23 protein-coding genes are annotated in these 18,612 nt (G+C 36.6%); 16 read left to right on the plus strand and 7 right to left on the minus strand.

Annotated elements, in window-relative coordinates:
- Positions 1–4 precede the first annotated feature (4 nt).
- Together SFA27_RS22785 and SFA27_RS22790 are read left to right on the plus strand one after the other, a co-directional pair.
- Positions 5–643 (plus strand): DUF2306 domain-containing protein, encoded by a 639-nt coding sequence (locus SFA27_RS22785; protein WP_052184624.1) that lies wholly within the window; start codon positions 5–7, stop codon positions 641–643.
- Positions 640–1,560 carry a YARHG domain-containing protein gene (locus SFA27_RS22790; RefSeq protein WP_407295152.1) on the plus strand — a complete coding sequence of 307 codons (921 nt, stop codon included), beginning with the start codon at positions 640–642 and terminating at the stop codon, positions 1,558–1,560. The genes SFA27_RS22785 and SFA27_RS22790 overlap by 4 nt, the downstream gene beginning before the upstream one ends.
- 17 nt (positions 1,561–1,577) lie before the next feature.
- Here the strand turns inward: SFA27_RS22790 and SFA27_RS22795 are convergent, their stop codons facing one another.
- The 3 genes from SFA27_RS22795 to SFA27_RS22805 all read right to left on the minus strand — a co-directional run bounded on the left by SFA27_RS22795 (position 1,578) and on the right by SFA27_RS22805 (position 3,202).
- The gene (locus SFA27_RS22795; protein ID WP_047376004.1) at positions 1,578–1,979 is read right to left on the minus strand and encodes a DUF2809 domain-containing protein; all 402 of its coding nucleotides are present in this window, start codon (positions 1,977–1,979) and stop codon (positions 1,578–1,580) included.
- Positions 1,980–2,049: 70 nt separating this feature from the next.
- Complete coding sequence (locus SFA27_RS22800) at positions 2,050–2,703, minus strand: thioredoxin family protein (RefSeq protein ID WP_407295154.1); 654 nt, start codon at positions 2,701–2,703, stop codon at positions 2,050–2,052.
- Between the two features lie 10 nt (positions 2,704–2,713).
- Positions 2,714–3,202, minus strand: coding sequence for a TlpA disulfide reductase family protein (locus SFA27_RS22805; RefSeq protein ID WP_264518954.1), 489 nt, complete (start codon positions 3,200–3,202; stop codon positions 2,714–2,716).
- Positions 3,203–3,339: 137 nt separating this feature from the next.
- Between SFA27_RS22805 and SFA27_RS22810 the strand changes: the two genes are divergently transcribed.
- The 4 genes from SFA27_RS22810 to SFA27_RS22825 all read left to right on the plus strand — a co-directional run bounded on the left by SFA27_RS22810 (position 3,340) and on the right by SFA27_RS22825 (position 4,971).
- Positions 3,340–4,170, plus strand: a complete 831-nt coding sequence (locus tag SFA27_RS22810; RefSeq protein ID WP_407295157.1) for a hypothetical protein — start codon at positions 3,340–3,342, stop codon at positions 4,168–4,170.
- A 112-nt stretch (positions 4,171–4,282) separates the two neighbouring features.
- Positions 4,283–4,444: a hypothetical protein gene (locus SFA27_RS22815; RefSeq protein ID WP_156118377.1), complete on the plus strand. Its 162-nt coding sequence runs from the start codon at positions 4,283–4,285 to the stop codon at positions 4,442–4,444.
- Between the two features lie 42 nt (positions 4,445–4,486).
- The gene (locus SFA27_RS22820; RefSeq protein ID WP_156118376.1) at positions 4,487–4,645 is read left to right on the plus strand and encodes a hypothetical protein; all 159 of its coding nucleotides are present in this window, start codon (positions 4,487–4,489) and stop codon (positions 4,643–4,645) included.
- 158 nt (positions 4,646–4,803) lie between these two features.
- Positions 4,804–4,971, plus strand: coding sequence for a hypothetical protein (locus SFA27_RS22825; protein WP_156118375.1), 168 nt, complete (start codon positions 4,804–4,806; stop codon positions 4,969–4,971).
- 30 nt (positions 4,972–5,001) lie between these two features.
- On the opposite strand, the gene mutS is transcribed toward SFA27_RS22825, so the two are convergent.
- Positions 5,002–7,593 (minus strand): DNA mismatch repair protein MutS, encoded by a 2,592-nt coding sequence (gene mutS, locus SFA27_RS22830; RefSeq protein ID WP_407295159.1) that lies wholly within the window; start codon positions 7,591–7,593, stop codon positions 5,002–5,004.
- A gap of 124 nt (positions 7,594–7,717) precedes the next feature.
- On the opposite strand from mutS, the gene SFA27_RS22835 reads away from it, so the two are divergent.
- On the plus strand, positions 7,718–8,248 hold the full coding sequence (locus tag SFA27_RS22835; RefSeq protein ID WP_047375992.1) for a GNAT family N-acetyltransferase: 531 nt from the start codon (positions 7,718–7,720) through the stop codon (positions 8,246–8,248).
- 267 nt (positions 8,249–8,515) lie between these two features.
- Here SFA27_RS22835 and SFA27_RS22840 read toward each other — a convergent pair whose 3' ends face one another.
- Entirely contained in the window at positions 8,516–9,391 is an 876-nt protein-coding gene (locus SFA27_RS22840; RefSeq protein ID WP_047375990.1) for a cupin-like domain-containing protein, read from the minus strand.
- 136 nt (positions 9,392–9,527) lie between these two features.
- Positions 9,528–9,692 (minus strand): hypothetical protein, encoded by a 165-nt coding sequence (locus SFA27_RS22845; RefSeq protein ID WP_156118374.1) that lies wholly within the window; start codon positions 9,690–9,692, stop codon positions 9,528–9,530.
- 90 nt (positions 9,693–9,782) lie between these two features.
- Between SFA27_RS22845 and SFA27_RS22850 the strand changes: the two genes are divergently transcribed.
- A complete protein-coding gene (locus SFA27_RS22850) occupies positions 9,783–10,679 on the plus strand; it encodes a bestrophin family protein (RefSeq protein ID WP_264518957.1) in 897 nt (298 codons plus the stop codon).
- 12 nt (positions 10,680–10,691) lie between these two features.
- Here the strand turns inward: SFA27_RS22850 and SFA27_RS22855 are convergent, their stop codons facing one another.
- Positions 10,692–11,291, minus strand: coding sequence for a hypothetical protein (locus SFA27_RS22855; protein ID WP_047376645.1), 600 nt, complete (start codon positions 11,289–11,291; stop codon positions 10,692–10,694).
- Between the two features lie 55 nt (positions 11,292–11,346).
- On the opposite strand from SFA27_RS22855, the gene SFA27_RS22860 reads away from it, so the two are divergent.
- The 8 genes from SFA27_RS22860 (at position 11,347) to SFA27_RS22895 (ending at position 18,567) form a co-directional block, all read left to right on the plus strand.
- Positions 11,347–11,967, plus strand: coding sequence for a toxin-antitoxin system YwqK family antitoxin (locus SFA27_RS22860; protein WP_407295164.1), 621 nt, complete (start codon positions 11,347–11,349; stop codon positions 11,965–11,967).
- 5 nt (positions 11,968–11,972) lie between these two features.
- On the plus strand, positions 11,973–12,503 hold the full coding sequence (locus tag SFA27_RS22865; protein ID WP_047375985.1) for an RNA methyltransferase: 531 nt from the start codon (positions 11,973–11,975) through the stop codon (positions 12,501–12,503).
- 187 nt (positions 12,504–12,690) lie between these two features.
- Positions 12,691–13,344, plus strand: coding sequence for a CBS domain-containing protein (locus tag SFA27_RS22870; protein WP_047375984.1), 654 nt, complete (start codon positions 12,691–12,693; stop codon positions 13,342–13,344).
- A 1-nt stretch (position 13,345) separates the two neighbouring features.
- Positions 13,346–14,212 (plus strand): NAD kinase, encoded by an 867-nt coding sequence (locus SFA27_RS22875; RefSeq protein ID WP_047375982.1) that lies wholly within the window; start codon positions 13,346–13,348, stop codon positions 14,210–14,212.
- 70 nt (positions 14,213–14,282) lie between these two features.
- Complete coding sequence (fbaA, locus tag SFA27_RS22880) at positions 14,283–15,353, plus strand: class II fructose-bisphosphate aldolase (protein ID WP_047422087.1); 1,071 nt, start codon at positions 14,283–14,285, stop codon at positions 15,351–15,353.
- A gap of 90 nt (positions 15,354–15,443) precedes the next feature.
- The gene (accD, locus tag SFA27_RS22885; RefSeq protein WP_047095043.1) at positions 15,444–16,298 is read left to right on the plus strand and encodes an acetyl-CoA carboxylase, carboxyltransferase subunit beta; all 855 of its coding nucleotides are present in this window, start codon (positions 15,444–15,446) and stop codon (positions 16,296–16,298) included.
- 54 nt (positions 16,299–16,352) lie between these two features.
- Positions 16,353–16,862, plus strand: a complete 510-nt coding sequence (locus SFA27_RS22890; protein ID WP_407295169.1) for a DUF6973 domain-containing protein — start codon at positions 16,353–16,355, stop codon at positions 16,860–16,862.
- 301 nt (positions 16,863–17,163) lie between these two features.
- On the plus strand, positions 17,164–18,567 hold the full coding sequence (locus tag SFA27_RS22895) for a nucleoside recognition domain-containing protein (RefSeq protein WP_407295171.1): 1,404 nt from the start codon (positions 17,164–17,166) through the stop codon (positions 18,565–18,567).
- The last annotated feature ends 45 nt before the right edge of the window (positions 18,568–18,612 follow it).

Here is an 18,612-nt window from a genome sequence, read left to right on the forward strand (position 1 = left end):
CAGGATGCTCTCGGCTAAAAGAAATATTTCTTCTTTCTTTAGAATCCTTCTTATCATAGGATTCGGATATTTCTTTTGGCTGATGTTAAAAATTACCTTAGAGTATATTCCATTGAATCCTGAGGTCAGTTTTCTGATGATTAAGCAGACGGAAGTTGTAGAAAGATCTGAATATCTTATATTTTTCTATACTCACGTATATACAAGTATTTTTGTCCTTCTTTCAGGATTTCTGACTATTCTCAGACGGAATTTCGGACTGAAAAATTTCCACCGGAATATGGGAAAAGTGTATATTTTTCTCATTCTGATCTCTGCTGCACCTTCAGGAATTTATATGGGAATCTTTGCCAACGGAGGCCTTCTATCGAAGATTTCTTTTGTCATTTTAGGCTTTTTATGGTGGTTTTCAACGTTTAAAGCATATCAGCTGGCAAGACAGAAAAAATTTAAAGAACACAAACAATGGATGTGGCGCAGTTTCGCTTTTACATTATCTGCTATTACCCTGAGAATGTGGAAAGTTATTATTGTATATTTATTTCATCCCAATCCTATGGATGTGTATCAGATCATTGCATGGCTGGGCTGGATTCCCAATATCCTTATTATTGAATATTTAATCACAAAAAAACATCTATGAAAATTGTAAATTACACATTGATTTCCTTACTGGCCGTTTCTTTGGCAAGCTGCAAAAAAGAGGGGAAGACCAATGAATCGGGGAAAGATTCTCTCACCGCAAAAAAGGACTCTGTTGTTGTTCCTGAGGTTCACAAAGAATATTACGGAATTTATACCGGTGAGTTTGCCGGAATGGAAAAAGTAGTTGACGAGACAGACGGTTCAGAATATGATGTAGATAACTATAAAAGAATTTCTTTAAAGATCAACAGAATCACCAAGGACAGTGTTTACGGACAAAGTATCGTTAATGGCAATCAGCGTCCGTTCAGAGGAGTTTTCAATGAAGCATCAGCGTCTTTTGTACTGGATGAACCGGGAAATGACAACACAGATGGAAGGTTTGAAGTAAAACTGAAAGGCGACAGCTTAACCGGAAAGTGGAATGCCTTTGATAAAACAACGGTTAAAGCGCCTTCAAAAACACTTAAACTGACTAAAAAAGAGTTTGTTTACAACCCTAATTTTATGTTGGATAAAGATTCTGATCTGGTAGACTGGTCCAATCCTAAGGAGTTTACAGAAAAGTACAAAGATGAAGATACCGGAAAGACAGAAAGCTATAAAACGTCTAAAAACCGTATAGCCTCAGAGGCAATTTTCAAGCTGAATGCATCCAAACAGAAACTGACTGAAAAAGATCTTAAAAACTTAAGAAAACTGGATCTTGAGATCATCAAAAATTCCGTATTTGCAAGACATGGCTACTCTTTCAAAAAAGAAACCTACAGAAATTTCTTTGAACAAACAGACTGGTACATTCCGGTTTCCAGCAATGTAGACAATGATCTTTCTCCTATGGAAAAGGAAAATGTGGCTTTACTGAACCGCTTTACCAAATATGCAGAGGATAAATATGACAGTTTTGGGAGATAGGTGCTAGGTTGCAGGGGTTAGGGATTAGGGGTTGAGGTTAAGTTTTCAGTTTTTGTCATCCTTACAATAAGATAGAGAATCAGGCAGCCTATGGCATAGCACAGGTTATCTATCCATGAGAAAGAATTACCGATAACAATATACATCAGGCTTCCAGGACGGAAGCCTAATTTTTCCGCAATATTGAAATACTGAGCAAATTCTATCAAAAAGGAAAAAATAAGAATCCCCAGAATCAGCTTTTCATTATTTACTTTTACAAAGCTCTTTACGAAAGTATAAAGAAGCATCACCACAATAACATCTCCCAGATAAGCTCTTACGAAGAAAATATGACTTAGTTTGGTGGCAATCAACACCTCTACAAGAAAAATAAATACGGTTAGAAGAAGATATTTCAGGCTGAATTGTAATTTCATTTCAAAATGGATTAGGCATAAAAAATCGGTGCTCAAAGAACACCGACTTATCTTTAGGAAAACAAATATATTATTTCTTTACTTTAATTGTACATCCGATGGCTACTGTTTTTGTCATTTTTACAGGATCTCCTTTGATCAGAGCATTTACGGCATCCTGAGCATAATATTCGGATACATCATTCGGATTATCATAATTATTGTCGATAGCACCAATATATTTCACGATATTCTTTCCGTTCTCTTTCTTCAGTACAAAAACATGTGGCGTCTTTGTGGCTCCGTACTGCGGATAAATTTTCTGCCCTTCATCTACCAGATACGGGAAAGTAAACCCTTTTTGCTTTGCTCTTTCTATCATCTGCTGATAGCCGTCTTCAGGCTGTACATTAGGATCATTGGGATTAATGGCGATTACCGGATATCCCTGAGCTTTATATTTTTTATCCAGCTCAATAATTCTATCTTCATATTTCTTGGCGTATGGGCAATGATTGCAGGTAAATACAACAATAAATCCTTTTGCACTCTTAAAATCGCTTAAAGAAACCATTTTGCCATCAATATTTTTAAGCTTAAAATCCGCAGCTTCATCTCCTACTTCATAGCCTTTTGCAGAAATATTCTCTTTCTGAGCTTTGCTTTTATCATGATCTGTTGTTGTAAAGCTCAGTAATCCAAGCCCAACAATCAGTGCAGTTACTAAAATTTTCAGGTTTTTCATAATAGATTATTTATTGTAGATTTTCTTTAATTGTTTTTTCAAGATCTTCTTTGCTCATTTCACCGTCATTGAAATGAAGTTTCACCCCGTTTTTATAGAACAGTGTTACGGGAATATTCCCATCCCAGTCTTTTTCAAACTTTGGAATCCAGGTATTCATTCTTTTAATATCATCCAGTAAGAGGACCTCAGCAGTAAGATTTTTATTTTTAATGAATTTTAATACTCTTTCTTTATCTGCCAGCCTGTCCAGTGAAACCAAAATCATTTTAAATTTCTGATTATCTGCATATTTTGTATTCACTTCAATAAAGTGAGGCAGCTCTTTTACACATGGGCCACAGGTTGTAGACCAGAAGTTGACCACAAGCAATTTATCTTTTTCCTGTTGAATTCTCTTCTCCAGATCTTCATATTTTAGTACAGGAACTTCAGTCTGCTGGGCTTTACAAACCATACCAAACAGAAGTATAGTGAATATTTTTATTAAGTCTCTCATATTAAAAATATAAGCTATTACATTTCAACAATATACAAAAATGAAATTTACCTATCTCATAAATCATTGACAAATGAACAACTTATTTTCATCAGAAAACATTTTTTTAATATTTTTACAGCCTCAAAATTAAAACCATGAAAAAAACTTATTTGCTTCTGCCAATTTTCTTTTTGGCATCATGCTCAAGCAGCAACGATGATAATGATTCATCCAACAACAATGGAAACAACAATGATAACAATCCGGTTCTCGTAACGAAAATGACGATGGACGGAGATGTTTTGACGTTTTCTTATAACGGTTCAAAAATTAATCAGATCAAAAATCTTACTGAAGGAAGTGTAACTACATTTACCTATTCTGGTGATCTTATCTCACAATCTGTAGTTAATGGTTCAAATACCTCTCTTACGACTAAATATACTTATGACGGAAGTGGAAGATTAACTAAAAAAACAATTAACGGGATTGATTTCGGCGGAGCATGGAATTCAGAGTCTAACTACACTTATCAGGCCAACAACAATGTAAAAATAGTATATACTGCATCTACTTCAGCATCAGCAAGAAGTGAAACAAGAAATGCTGTACTGAATGCTGATGGCTCAATGAGCAGTTGGACCGGTACTCTTTCAAGGACTCAGAATAATACTACTGAAACAGCAACTTCTACCTTAAAGACTGTGGTATATGATACAAAAAATGCTCCTTTGAAAAATATTACCGGATACCTGAAAATTGTTGATAATGAAGATGAAAGCGGATCTGCTCATAACACGCTAAGCTACAATCATATCATCAGTTACAATAATGGAACCGGAACTGAATGGACAATATTTAAATCTATTTTTGAATATAATACCAGCGGCTATCCTACAAAAGAAACCCGAAGCTATTATGATAAAACAGGAACCACAGCTACAGGTTCCACAGACATTAATACTTACGAATACAATCATTTATAATACAAGAGAGCCTCTAAGGCTCTTTTTTTTGCAGATATGTTAATTTTTTCACAACCAATAGAATTATATAAATCATTTTTATATATTTGAATTCAATCAAACTAAAAATACCATGAAAAATTCAAACACTCAAAAGAGAAAGCTTGTAAAAAGCGAATTGAAAGAAATTAACGGAGGGGCACTTCCTCCAAGATGTCTTCGCGGGTTCTGTATGCAGCCTGATTCAGGAGAGATGGTACCAGGTCTTGTAGGAAAAGACGGATTCTGCTGCTAATCAAAAAATTTCAAGAAAAATCAAATCAAAACTAAAATTACCATGAAAAAATCAAACATTCAAAAAAGAAAATTAACAAAAAGCGAATTGAAAGAAATTAACGGAGGTAACGGACCTATCGTATGTCCGGAAGGACTTTGTGATAGAGGTGACGGCGAGTTTGTAATCGGACCTGTAGGAAGAGACGGATATTGCTGTTAATATCAAAAAAGCTTTGTTAGATAATAAAGGATTGAGGCAGCCCCTCGATCTTTTTTTGAATTAATATTTTAAACTAAAAAAATATAACAATTTGACTCACAATATTTTGAACATAATAAAATAACTTGTAAATTAGCTTTTACCAAATTAAAATTATTATGAAAAATTTAAAAAATCAGAAAAGAAAATTAAACAAAACAGAACTGAAAGAGATCAGCGGTGGAGCTAACAGACCAATCTGCCCAAGAGTCATAAGCTGTACAGATCCGCGTACCGGAGAAGATCGGTATGGAGTTCCTGGTATGCAGGATGGATTCTGCTGCTAGTACAAAATAATAGTAAAAAAAATGATTGGATTACCCTCCAATCATTTTTTTTATCGAATTAAGCTTCATCAAAGCTTCAATTGGTGTCAGCGTATTGATATCTATTTTCGTCAGCTCCTCACGGATATTTTCCAGAACAGGATCATCCAGCTGGAAGAAGGAGAGCTGCATATTTTCCTCAGTCACTCTTTTGATACTCTCAGAAGTATCTCCGCTTCCCTGAGTTCTGCTCGCTTCCAGGGTTTTAAGAATTTCATTTGCTCTGTTGACTACTTTAGCAGGCATTCCGGCCAGTTTTGCCACATGGATACCGAAACTGTGCTCGCTTCCACCCGGAATAAGTTTTCTCAGGAAAATGATATTTCCTTTATTTTCCTGAATAGAAACGTGAAAATTTTTCACTCTTTCAAAATTGACTGTCATCTCATTCAGTTCATGGTAATGAGTTGCAAACAAAGTCTTCGCCTGCGTTGGATGCTGATGAAGATATTCTGCAATTGCCCACGCAATAGAAACCCCGTCATAAGTGGAAGTTCCACGACCGATTTCATCCAGTAAAATCAGGCTTCGCTCTGAAATATTGTTCAGAATATTGGCTGCCTCGTTCATTTCTACCATGAAAGTAGATTCTCCTGCAGAGATATTATCTGTAGCTCCTACTCTTGTGAAGATCTTATCCAACATTCCTATTTCAGCATGTTTTGCGGGCACAAAACTTCCTATCTGAGCCAAAAGACAAACAATAGCCGTCTGGCGCAGAATTGCCGATTTACCGGCCATGTTCGGCCCCGTCACCATAATGATCTGCTGGGAATCTTTATCCAGGAAGATATCATTTGGGATATATTTTTCACCCAGTGGGAGTGCATTCTCAATGATCGGATGTCTGGCTTCTTTTAAATCGATAGCATAGCCGTCATTTAAAACAGGCTTTGTATAACTCTCAGAAACCGCCAGTTCAGATAATCCGGCAGCCACATCAAGCTGAGCAATGATATTGGAATTCCCCTGAATCTGATCAATATAAACCATCGTTTCTGTACATAAGTTTCTGTACAGCGAAGTTTCCAGAACCCCTATTTTTTCTTCGGCACCCAGGATCTGGCTTTCATATTCCTTTAATTCTTCGGTAATATATCTTTCAGCATTCACTAAGGTTTGTTTTCTCAACCAATCATCAGGAACTTTATCTTTATGCGTATTTCGAACCTCAATATAATATCCGAAAACGTTATTAAAATCAATTTTAAGGCTTGTAATACCTGTTCTTTCAATTTCTCTCTGGCACATTTCATCCAGAAAACCACGTCCCTTATTCTGTAAATTTCTCAGTCTGTCCAGCTCTTCAGAAACACCTTCTTTAATGATATTTCCTTTGGCAATGTTTACCGGAAGCTCTTCATTAAGATGATTCTGCAGGAACTTAATCAGTTCTTCAAGATCAAACAAGGGTTCCAGCCACGCCAGTACATCCGCATGAGGATGCAATAACGCTTTGATTTTATGGATATTGATTAAACTTTGGCGAAGATATCCCAGTTCCTTAGGTGAAATTTTCTCTGCAGCCAGTTTACCCATTAATCGGTCAAGATCAGAAATCGACTTCAGAAGCTGGCAGATCTCATATTTAAGATGGTCATTTCCATTTAAGAAATCAATCAGGGAAAGCCTTCTCATAATCTCATCCACTGATTTTAAAGGAAGAATGATTCTTCTTCGCAACAATCTTCCCCCCATTGGTGTAGAGGTTTTATCAATGATATCCAACAGTGATTTCCCTTGTGGATTGCTTGGATAAACAATTTCCAGGTTTCTAAGGGTAAAATTATCCATCATCAGATAATCTTCCTGTGGAATGATCTGAAGTTTTGTAATATGAGCCAGAAGATTATGGTGCGTATCTTCTACCAGATACGCAAAAATAGCTCCTGCTGCAGTAATAGCCAGCGGAAGGTTTTCTACGCCAAATCCTTTTAAAGAATTGGTTTTAAAATGATTCGTTAATTTCTCGTAGGCAAAATTATATTGGAAAGCCCAGTCTTCCAGTTTAAAGGCACTCTTATTCTTAATCTGCTCCGGAATCTGTACACTTCTCTGGTAAATTATCTCACTGGGATCAAAAGTATTGACAATATGCAGCAGCTTTTCCAGGTTTCCTTCACTTACCAGAAACTCTCCTGTAGAAATATCCACTAAAGCAATTCCATATTTCTCTTTTTCTTTGTGTAAAGAAAGCAGGAAATTATTCTTTTTTGAATTTAAAACCTGATCATTGAAAGTAACTCCTGGCGTAACCAATTCAGTTACACCACGTTTTACAATCCCTTTCACCATTTTAGGGTCTTCAAGCTGATCACAGATTGCCACCCTCATTCCCGCTCTTACCAGTTTCGGAAGATAAGAATCTATTGAATGATGCGGAAAACCTGCCAGTTCCACACTTCCTTCCCCATTGTTTCTTTTGGTAAGAACAATGCCCAGGATCTGGGATGTTTTCACAGCATCCTGCCCAAAAGTTTCATAAAAGTCCCCTACCCTGAAAAGTAAAAGCGCATCCGGGTATTTACCCTTGATGGTATTGTACTGTGTCATTAATGGGGTTTCCTTCTTCGATTTTGCCATAGTAAAAAATGAGCCCCAAATTTAGAAAAATAAATTCAGGGTAAGAGAATTGTTTAGGGGTTAATCTTCTATACTTTTCTTTATCAGTAATTAATTGTATTTTCACCATCAAATCACATCATTCATGGAATTTCCTGTTTTAGAGACTGAAAGGCTTATTTTACGTCAGCTTACTTTCAATGATACCCAAGACCTGTTCGAGTATTTTTCTCTGGATGAAGTCATGGAATATTATGATCTGGAAACCTTCAAAACAGAAGAAGACGCCCGGCACATTATTCAGCACTTTAACAGTGAATTTGAAAAAGGGAAAGGATTCCGATGGGCGCTTGAACTTAAATCCAGTGGAAAAGTCATCGGAACCTGCGGCTTTCACAACTGGTACAGGGAACATTTCAGAGCTGAAATCGGCTATGAGCTTAATCCCATATTCTGGCAGCAGTCTTATATGAAAGAAGCCATCCTTCCCATTCTGACTTATGGGTTTGAAACCATGAGACTTCATCGTGTAGATGCTTTCATTGATCCTTCCAATATTTCTTCTGAAAAGCTGCTGTCTTCATTAAATTTCAGCAAAGAAGGAACGTTGAAAGATTATTTTTTTGAAAAAGGAAAATTTGTAGATGCCACAATCTTCGGGCTTATCAATAAATAAATTGATCTTAAATTTAACGCGAAGAGACAAAGAGAATTGGTTCTTCCTATTTTTCGTTCGCTAAGGCATTTCATTTAGCTATTGAATGCTTGTTCCGCTGAGTGAAACGACTTTGCGAACGTTTATCAGCAGATAGCCCTGAGCCTTGCGTTTAATGCGTTAAAATTGACAAAATTTCTTCGCTGAGTGAAACGCCCTTGCGAACCTTTATCAGCAGGTATCCTAAACCTTGCGCTCATGCGTTAAAATTGTCAAACGTATAATGTTTTATTTGTCTGAAAGGTGTTTTTCCAAAGCATCTGAACTTTTCTTGTAGGCCCATTTCTGCTTGTAATTCACCCATTTGGCTTTAAAAAGTTTACGCATGAGTTTATCCGTGTATCGCATAATGAAAACGTGATACAGCATATTGGCAAATACGTTCGGTTTATTGGGAAGAGCTCTTAATGATAGTGAAAAACCTGGTTCCAGATATCTGTTGAAGTGCCAGAAAGCTCCCGGAATAAAAAGTGCATCGCCGTGTTCCATAAAAATCTCATATCCTTTTGCATATTTCAGTGCCGGAAATTTTTCGTAATCAGGATTTTCATAGTCTACCTCATAAACCGTATGAACTGATAAAGGAACCTTATATAAAAATGGAGACTGTTTCTGATCAAACAAAAGAATTCTTTTCTTTCCTTCAAAATGGATATGCATAAAATCACCTAAATCAACATCATAGTGCATTAAAACATGGGCTTCACTTCCCCCGAAGAATAACGTTGGAAGTCTTTTAAAAAACTTTATTCCAAGATCCGGATAGGTGAAATTTTTCAGCAGCTCGGGAAGCCTGTCTGTAATGATATAGAAAAAGATACGCAGATCTGAAGGTTTACTTTTTATGGTATCAATATAGTCCCTCATTTTCATTTGGGCTACCGGAGCATCAGAGCTTTTGGCTGCATCTGCAGGCTTATTGTCATACAGCGGAACTTCCTGATCTCCCGCTTTTTCCCGGATGTAAGCCAGGTTCCATTTATCAAAAGCATCCCATCGGCTGGCAAAATTCTTAATCAAAAGAGGTTTTTGCTTTTTAAAATAATTCTTCTGAAAATCTTCTTTACTAATATCATTTACAGTATCTACGTTTTCGAGGATCATGTACTTTGTATTTAATGCGAAATAAAAATAGTGTTTTTTTGAAACTTGTAAAAATTTAAAAAGAAGAGAAATAAGCTAAAGAAGAAAATTAGTGCAATTCCACAGTACAAAAAACAACGTCTTCTTACCATTTTACTCAAAGCTTAGGCAATAGATACATTATGATAGAGATAATTCCTCCCAAAACAATAACTGCGCAGCCTTGCGGGCCTTTAGAGCTTCTTCTGCCATATTTATTCACATAATGACCGCTTACCCAGGTTCCGTTTTTTTTAAAGTGTCCTTTTCTATAATATCCCATATTTTAGTTTTAATACAAAATAAGGAGGTCTCTCAAAATAAATATTACGGTTTTCCATAAATCAGCACTAAATGAAAAAAAATTATATTTGTGGTAACAAGTGAATTTATGAGAGTCTACAATACCAAACATTTCCTTAAAATTCTTTTCAGTTTACACAAAAGTGATACGTTGAAAATTCTTTTTCCAAGTATGCTTCTTATAGGATTGTACTCCTGGGGAATTCAGTATCTGGAAGTAGAATATCTGCACCTTACCTCAAAATCAGGAATCAGTAACGTGGGAATGATTCACTCTCTGCTGGGTTTCGTACTTTCGCTTTTATTGGTTTTCAGGACCAATACGGCCTATGACAGATGGTGGGAAGGCCGAAAGCTTTGGGGAAAATTGGTAAATGATACCAGAAATTTCGCGGTAAAAATAAATACTATTCTTGGTGACAACCGTCAGGATGCCGAGCAGATTGCAAGATATTTAAAATATTTCCCTCACTTTTTAGCCAAACATCTTTCAAAGGAATCTACAAGGCTTGCTTTGGATGGGGATTATTCTGAAATTGAAAATTCTTTAAAAAATCACGGCCCAAGTGAAATGGTTATCCTTCTCACTCATAAATTGAACCAATTAAAAAAAGAAGGAAAGATCTCAGAAATTGAAATGCTGTATCTTGATACCCAGCTTTCAGGATTTCTGGATGTATGCGGAGGCTGTGAAAGAATCAAAAACACTCCGATTCCTTATTCTTACTCTTCTTTCATCAAGAAATTTATTATCCTGTATGTTTTTGCTTTGCCTATTGCTTATGTGATCACCATTGGTCTTTTCATGATTCCGCTTACGGTTTTTGTATATTATGTTTTAATGAGCCTTGAGCTTATTGCAGAAGAAATTGAAGATCCTTTCAACAATGACGAAAATGATATTCCTATGGAAACATTAGCACAGAATATTGAAAAAAATGTGCATCAGATTATGATCAGAAAATAAGAAATCAAGCTTTTAAAGCTTGATTTCTTTGAGTTCGCCGTCCTGTTTTATCTCTACAAACTTACTTTCTCTGTTGGCAGCAGAATATCCATAGAAAAATGTACTGTATATAGGAGTAGAATATAAATAGGCTCCATATCCGTTATAAGCATTTGAAGTCCCTGTCTGTTGCTGATAACTTGCCGTTGCCGTAAAATTGACGATCGTTTCAAGATAGTATTTACCAGGTTTCAGTTTTTCAAATTTAAATCTGCCGTGATCATCTGTTAAAGCTTCCACTCTGTATTTAAAAGCTTCTTCTGACATATATACCGTTGTTTTTTTATTTTCATATTTCTTTCTCATGTCATAGAATTCCTCAAAATAAGGAGTTACAGGAAAAAGCATAACAACGGTACCTTTGGGTGCATAATGTTTTTCTCCAAGCAATGGCTTGATGCCCCAATTGTTTTTTTGTTTGGTGGAAGCAACACCTTCAATCGTAGAATTCCCGAATCCCAGCATGTCTCTGGCTAATTTTTTATCGAAAAATGCTTGAGGATAATATGTATTTTGTGCACTCAGATACATAAACCCACACATCAGCATGAATAATGTGAATAATTTTTTCATAGTATATTTTTGAGTCAAATATAAGTATTTTACTATTTTTGAAATAAAAATAGCTATGAAGTACATGTTTCTATTGTTTTTTTCCACTTCTGTCATGATGATGGCACAGAAACCTTGTGGATATAAAGACGGATTGCAGGAAGGAGCCTGTAAAGAATTCTATGACAATGGGCAGGTAAAAAATACAGTAGAATGGGAAAAGGGAAAGCTGGATGGAGATGCTGTTTTTTATTATGATAATGGAAAAATACAATCTAAAGGAGAATACAAGAAAGGATTCAAAGTAAAAGAATGGTCCTATTTTGATAAAAACGGAGTACTTACATCCAAAGAGTCTTTCAGAAACGGAGAAAAGAATATTTATGATAACAGCCTTACGGCTACTTTTTATTCTCCGGCCGGAAAGATAACTGAAATTTCGAATTATAAATTCAATAAATTACAGGGTGAAAGCAAAACCTTCCATGAAGATGGAAAATCGGTGAAAGACATCGGCCAGTATGACAACGGCCTTGCTACCGGAAAATGGAAAGTATTCTATCCATCCGGAAAGTTACAGCGTGAAACTGAATTTGCCAACGATAAGAGAAACGGCAACAGGGTTCATTACCGTGAAGACGGAAGCATAGAAAAAACAGAGGTCTATCAGGACGGAAAATTAATCTCAACAAAATAATACAATTGGTACAGAAACTAAAACTGGAAGAACTTAACAGAATAGATGTAGAAACATTTAAGAAGGTTGAAAAAATTCCGTTGGTCATCATTTTAGATAATATCAGAAGTATGCACAATGTAGGTGCAGCCTTCAGAACAGCAGATGCTTTTTTAATTGAAAAAATCATTCTTTGCGGAATTACACCGCAGCCACCTCACCGTGAGATTCATAAAGCGGCATTGGGGGCAACAGAAAGTGTAGACTGGTCTCATGAAACAGAAACCAATACAGCAATTGCTGATCTGAAAAGCAAAGGGTACGAAATCATCGGAATTGAGCAGACTACCGGCAGTCAGCTTATCACTGAATTTACGATTGACAGATCAAAAAAATATGCCTTGATTTTAGGAAATGAAGTAGAGGGAATCAGCGATGAAGTACTTCCTAATATTGATGTGTTTTTAGAAATTCCGCAGCTTGGAACCAAACATTCTCTTAATGTAAGTGTGTGCGCCGGAATTGTGATGTGGGAATTTGCTAAAGCATTAAAATAAAAAAACTGCATATGTCATTAGTAGACAGTGCAGTTTGAAATAAATCTAATAAAAAGTAAAAATGAAAGGCAACAAAGGTACTTTATTTTTCTTTACAAACAAATTTTGATAGCATTTTTTTTGTTTCAGCTTAAAAAAAGTCGGGTTTTCAGAAAAAGTTTCATTTAATTTTTTATAAATTAGCACAATGTTTATCAAGGACTATATCTCAAAAGACTTTCCATGTTTTAGCCTGTCTGACTCCATAGAGTCGGCCAGAAATATGTTGGAAGATTTTGGATATTCTCATGTTTTCATCAAAAAATCCCACCACTTCTACGGAGCTCTTGCAATGGACTTTTTGTATGAAGAAGATGGAGGAACCTTGAAGGATCTTGAACACCAGATTGAACGGTTCGCTATCCTGGAAGACAGTAATATAATGGACAGTATCCGTCTGTTTTATACCTTCAGCAGCAATGTGATCCCGGTGATTAATAAAAACGAAAAATATCTGGGGTATATTACCTGTGAAGATGTTTTTCAGGACCTTTCCCGTTATCCTTTATTTTCAGAAACAGGAGCTATTCTTACTGTAGAAACTCCTGCCAGAAAATATTCTATGACGGAAATTACCAATATCGTAGAAAGCAACAACTCGAAGTTTTATGGAGGGTTTATAAGCTTTATGTCTGAAGAAGTGGTCCAAATCACAATTAAGATCAGCAATGAAAACCTGGCCTCGATAGACTCTACATTTGACCGGTATGACTACAGAATTGTTGAGAAATATTATTCTGATGAGAAATCCGATCTGTTTAAAGACCGATTTGGTTTTTTACAAAAATTCATAGAAATATAACATGAAGGCAGCCATATATTCTCAGAAAAAAGATCTTGATACTTTTTTATATTTAAGCAAGTTTATCTCTGAACTTGAAGCCAGAGATGTAAAATCTGTTCTGTATGATGAAATGGCTGAAGCGCTTCAGTTCTCAAAAATTTTTGAAACTTTCAACTGTAAGCAGGATCTTCTCGATAAGGAAGTTGATCTGTTTTTTACTTTCGGTGGAGACGGAACCATTGTAAATTCTTTAACGTTCATTGAAGATCTTGAGATTCCTGTCGTAGGAGTGAATACCGGAAGACTTGGTTTTTTGGCTTTTTTCACTAAAGAGGAAGCTTTTAAAGAACTTGATTCCATTTTAAAAGGAAATGTGAAGACGAGCCGCCGTTCGGTCATTGAAGTCGTTTCTCCAAAGCTTGAAGGATCTTTTCCTTATGCCCTGAACGACGTTACCGTTTCAAGAAAAGAGACAACCTCAATGATTACGGTAGATTCTTACATCAACGATGAGTTTCTGAATGTATTCTGGGGTGATGGTGTTATTATTTCCACTCCCACCGGTTCTACCGCCTACTCTTTGAGCTGCGGAGGACCCATCATTTCTCCAAACAACGAAAATTTTGTCATTACTCCCATTGCCCCTCACAATCTGAACGTGAGACCTTTAGTAGTAAATGACAAAGTAGAAATAAAATTCAGGGTAGAAAGCCGTGTTCCCCAATATTCGCTTTCCCTTGACTCCCGACTGATACATATAGAAACCGATAAGGAAATTATCATCAAAAAGGCAGCATTCCAGCTTCTTCTGGTACAGCCCAACAGTTTAAGTTTCTATGAAACGATCCGTCAGAAGCTACTTTGGGGAAGAGATAAAAGAAATTAGTCATTTCTTAAAAATGATTACCTTTACACGAAATTAAAACACCTAATAAATTTATAACAAAAAGTAAAACATGAGCAGAATTTTTCCGGCAGGAGTTGCCACAGGTCAGTTAGTTACTGATATTTTTCAGTATGCTAAAGAAAACAAGTTTGCATTACCTGCAGTAAACGTAATTGGATCAAGCAATGTAAACGCTGTGATGGAAACTGCAGCGAAATTGAACTCTCCTGTAATTATTCAGTTTTCAAATGGTGGAGCTGCATTCAACGCAGGAAAAGGATTAAACAATGACGGACAAAAGGCTGCCATCTTAGGATCTATCGCTGGTGCAAAACATATCCACACTCTGGCAGAAGCTTACGGAGCAACAGTAATTCTACACACAGACCACTGTGCAAAGAAATTGCTTCCTTGGATTGATGGATTGATGGATGCTAACGAAGATTTCTTCAAGCAGACAGGAAAATCTCTTTACTCTTCTCACATGTTAGACCTTTCTGAAGAGTCTTTAGAAGAAAACCTTGAGATCTCAGCTCAATATTTCGAAAGAATGGCTAAGCTTCAGATGACTCTTGAAGTAGAAATCGGAGTAACAGGAGGTGAAGAAGACGGTGTTGACAACTCAGACGTTGATAACTCTAAATTATATACTCAGCCTGAAGATATAGCTTACACGTATGAAAAACTAAAAGCTATTTCTGACAACTTTACCATTGCTGCTGCTTTCGGTAACGTACACGGAGTTTACAAGCCAGGAAACGTAGTTCTTACCCCAAAAATCCTTGACAATTCTCAGAAATATGTTCAGGAGAAATTCGGAACAGCTGCTAAACCTATCAACTTTGTATTCCATGGAGGTTCAGGATCTACTTTAGAGGAGATCAGAGAAGCTATCGACTACGGAGTGATCAAAATGAATATCGATACTGACCTTCAGTTTGCATATACAGAAGGCGTTAGAGATTATATGGTAAACAATATTGATTATTTAAGAGCTCAAATCGGAAACCCTGAAGGAGAAGAAAAACCTAACAAGAAATTCTATGACCCAAGAGTTTGGGTAAGAAAAGGTGAGGAAACATTCTCTACAAGATTGGTGAAAGCATTTGAAGATTTAAATAACGTAAATACTTTAAAATAAGAACTGTACATTTGTACCGGTGTAAAAAGTATTCATAAGAAATACATTTACATTGGTACATTTTACATTTATACATTAATACAAGCAAAAATGGCATTCGACTGGTTTAAAAGAAAAGCAAAAAACATTACCACTTCTACTGATGAAAAAAAGGACGTTCCCAAAGGACTTTGGCATCAGACTCCATCCGGAAAAGTTGTGGAACATGATGAACTAAAGAGAAATAACTATGTTTCTCCTGAAGACGGATTTCATGTAAGAATAGGAAGTGCGGAATTTTTTGACATCCTTTTTGACGGTGGTAAATTTACCGAACTGGATGCCAACGTTGAAAGTATTGATATCTTAAACTTCAAAGATACAAAGCCTTACAAAGACCGTTTGAAAGAAGTAAAAGCAAAGACCAAGCTTACTGATTCTATCAGAAATGCTGTAGGAACTGTAAAAGGAACTGAAATGGTAGTTTCTTGTATGGATTTTGCTTTCATCGGTGGATCTTTAGGTTCTGTAATGGGAGAAAAGATCAGAAGAGCAGTAGACTACTGTATCAAGCACAAACTTCCGTATATGATTATCTGTCAGTCCGGAGGAGCGAGAATGCAGGAAGCCACTTACTCTTTGATGCAGTTGGCAAAAGTTCAGGCTAAGTTGGCCCAGCTTTCTGAAGCAGGACTTTTATACATCGCTTACCTTTGTGACCCTACATTCGGAGGAATTACTGCTTCTTTCGCAATGACCGCTGATATCATCATGGCAGAGCCGGGAGCATTGATCGGTTTCGCAGGGCCAAGAGTAATCCGTGAAACAATCGGTAGAGACTTACCGGAAGGATTCCAGACATCAGAATTCTTACAGGAAAAAGGATTTGTAGATTTCATCGTAAAAAGAACTGAAATTCAGGATACTGTTGCAAAAACAGTAAATTTATTAGCCGTAAAAGCATAGTATCTGTAACAAAAACAATACAATCTCTCTCTAATTAGGGAGAGATTTTTATTTATGAGGACTTTTAAGATATTTTTCAATACCATCAGAAGTATGAGTTTTAAAAAGATTATACGTCTTTTATCACTTATCCTTCCCCATCCTCTTTTTGCCCTGCTGAGCTTTCATGCTACGGTAAAGGCGTTTACCATAGCTCAGAAAAAATTTCCTAAGACAGCCTCCACAAATGGAATTGGAAATGCATTCAGGCACGCTCTCTGGTGCTGCTTCATTATGATGTACTGCTGCAAAATTTCTTCTCCTAAAAAGGCGCTTGATTTCTGCAAAAGAATCACAGATATGCATGAAGAACTTTTCCCGAATGAGCCGTTGGAAACCAAAATGGATCTCCATAATAACAAAATCGGAATGGATTATTTCATGGAACTTTTACCTGGAATTCACCGCCAGTTTTTTGAAAAAAGCTTTTTTGTAGAAGCCCTGGTCAAAAAAATGGATGAAGCTAAAGTTCTGAAAAATCTTGATGATGATTTTAAAGGGTATCTTGTTTATCTGGAAGAGTAATCCTTTATTTTAAACACTAGGGATCGCAAGGAAAATCTAAAAACTTAATGTATATTTTTCGTTCGCAAGGGCATTTCATTCAGCAATGTTCTCTAATTTAAATTCTCTTTGCTTAGTGCGAACGCCTTCGCGAACGAAAAAATCAAACTTCATCATTAAAAACCTTTGTGTGCATTGCGTTAAAATGGCTTTAAGGTCTGAAGCTATCATTAATTCTATTTCGCAACAGAATAACAAAAGGCTTTAGTTATTTTTGTGGTTTAAAGTATTTTTGATAAGTTTAAACAATTAAATCAATCAGATGGTTCTCAGCAGAATTTGGTCGGCTTTCATTATCATTGCCATTGCCATTGCCAGTATAAAATATGTTTCGTCAGGTCACTACAAGACCATTTTTAATGATATGGTGGTAGGAAAAGGAGGTGATACAGTGAAGATTGCATCACAGCCTATGAACAGCCTCTCTCCTGTTGTAAGAGACAGCCTGATGAAAAAGAATGATTTTGCAGACAGCAGAATTCATTATAAAACAGATTCTTTAAAACAGAATGTAAATGTTTACCGTGTTCAGGAAGCTGATGGAGTAATTGGAACTTCAGAAACTGCGGTGAAGATCTGCCTTGGTCTTATCGGGATTATGACGTTGTTTATGGGTTTCATGAGTATTGCAGAAAAAGCCGGGGGTATCAACCTTCTAAGCCGACTGATTCAACCTTTTTTCTCGAAATTATTTCCTGACATTCCTAAAAACCATCCCGCATTCGGGCATATGCTGATGAATTTCAGTGCCAACCTTCTGGGACTGGATAATGCGGCGACTCCTTTTGGACTAAAAGCGATGGAAAGCCTTCAGACTTTAAATCCAAATAAAGAGACTGCCAGCAATTCACAGATTATGTTCCTGTGTCTTCATGCCGGAGGAATGACTTTAATTCCCGTATCCATTATTGCCATCAGAGCTTCAATGGGTTCCAAAACACCTACAGATATTTTCCTGCCTTGTATGATTGCTACTTTCGCAGCTACTTTGGCGGCAATGATTATTGTTTCTTTATACCAGAAGATCAATCTTCTCCGTCCGGTAGTCATCGCTTATGTGGGGGGAATTTCAGCTATTATTGCTCTATTGGTTCTGTACCTTGTACAGTTGAGTAAAGACGAGTTGGATGATTTCAGTAAAGTATTAAGTAATGGTCTTATTCTCTTTATCTTCCTTGCAATTGTATTAGGTGCTGTTTATAAGAAAATCAACGTTTTTGATGCTTTTATTGAAGGTGCAAAAGAAGGGTTCACGACCTGTGTCAAGATTATTCCTTATCTGGTTGGGATGCTGATTGCCATTTCACTTTTACGAACTTCAGGAGTTTTTGATGTAATCATTGACGGAATGAAATGGGTTGCGAATGTCGCGAATATGGATCCAAGATTCGTAGACGGGCTTCCGACAGCTTTAATCAAGCCTTTATCAGGTTCAGGAGCCAGAGGAATGATGGTGGATACGATGAGTACTTTCGGAGCTGATAGTTTCCAGGGGAAATTGGCAGCCGTACTTCAGGGAAGCTCAGATACGACGTTTTACGTAATTGCGGTATACTTTGGCGCCGTAGCCGTTAAGAATACAAGATACACTGTAATTGCTATGCTTCTGGCCGATTTGGTGGGCGTTATTACAGCAATCGCATTGGCGTATTTATTCTTTGCCTAATAAAAAAGTTGCTAGTTGTTTGGTTGCTAGTTTTTTTAACCGTGA

It is taken from the genome of Chryseobacterium sp. HR92 (genome assembly GCF_045689405.1).
Classification (GTDB): domain Bacteria; phylum Bacteroidota; class Bacteroidia; order Flavobacteriales; family Weeksellaceae; genus Chryseobacterium; species Chryseobacterium viscerum_A.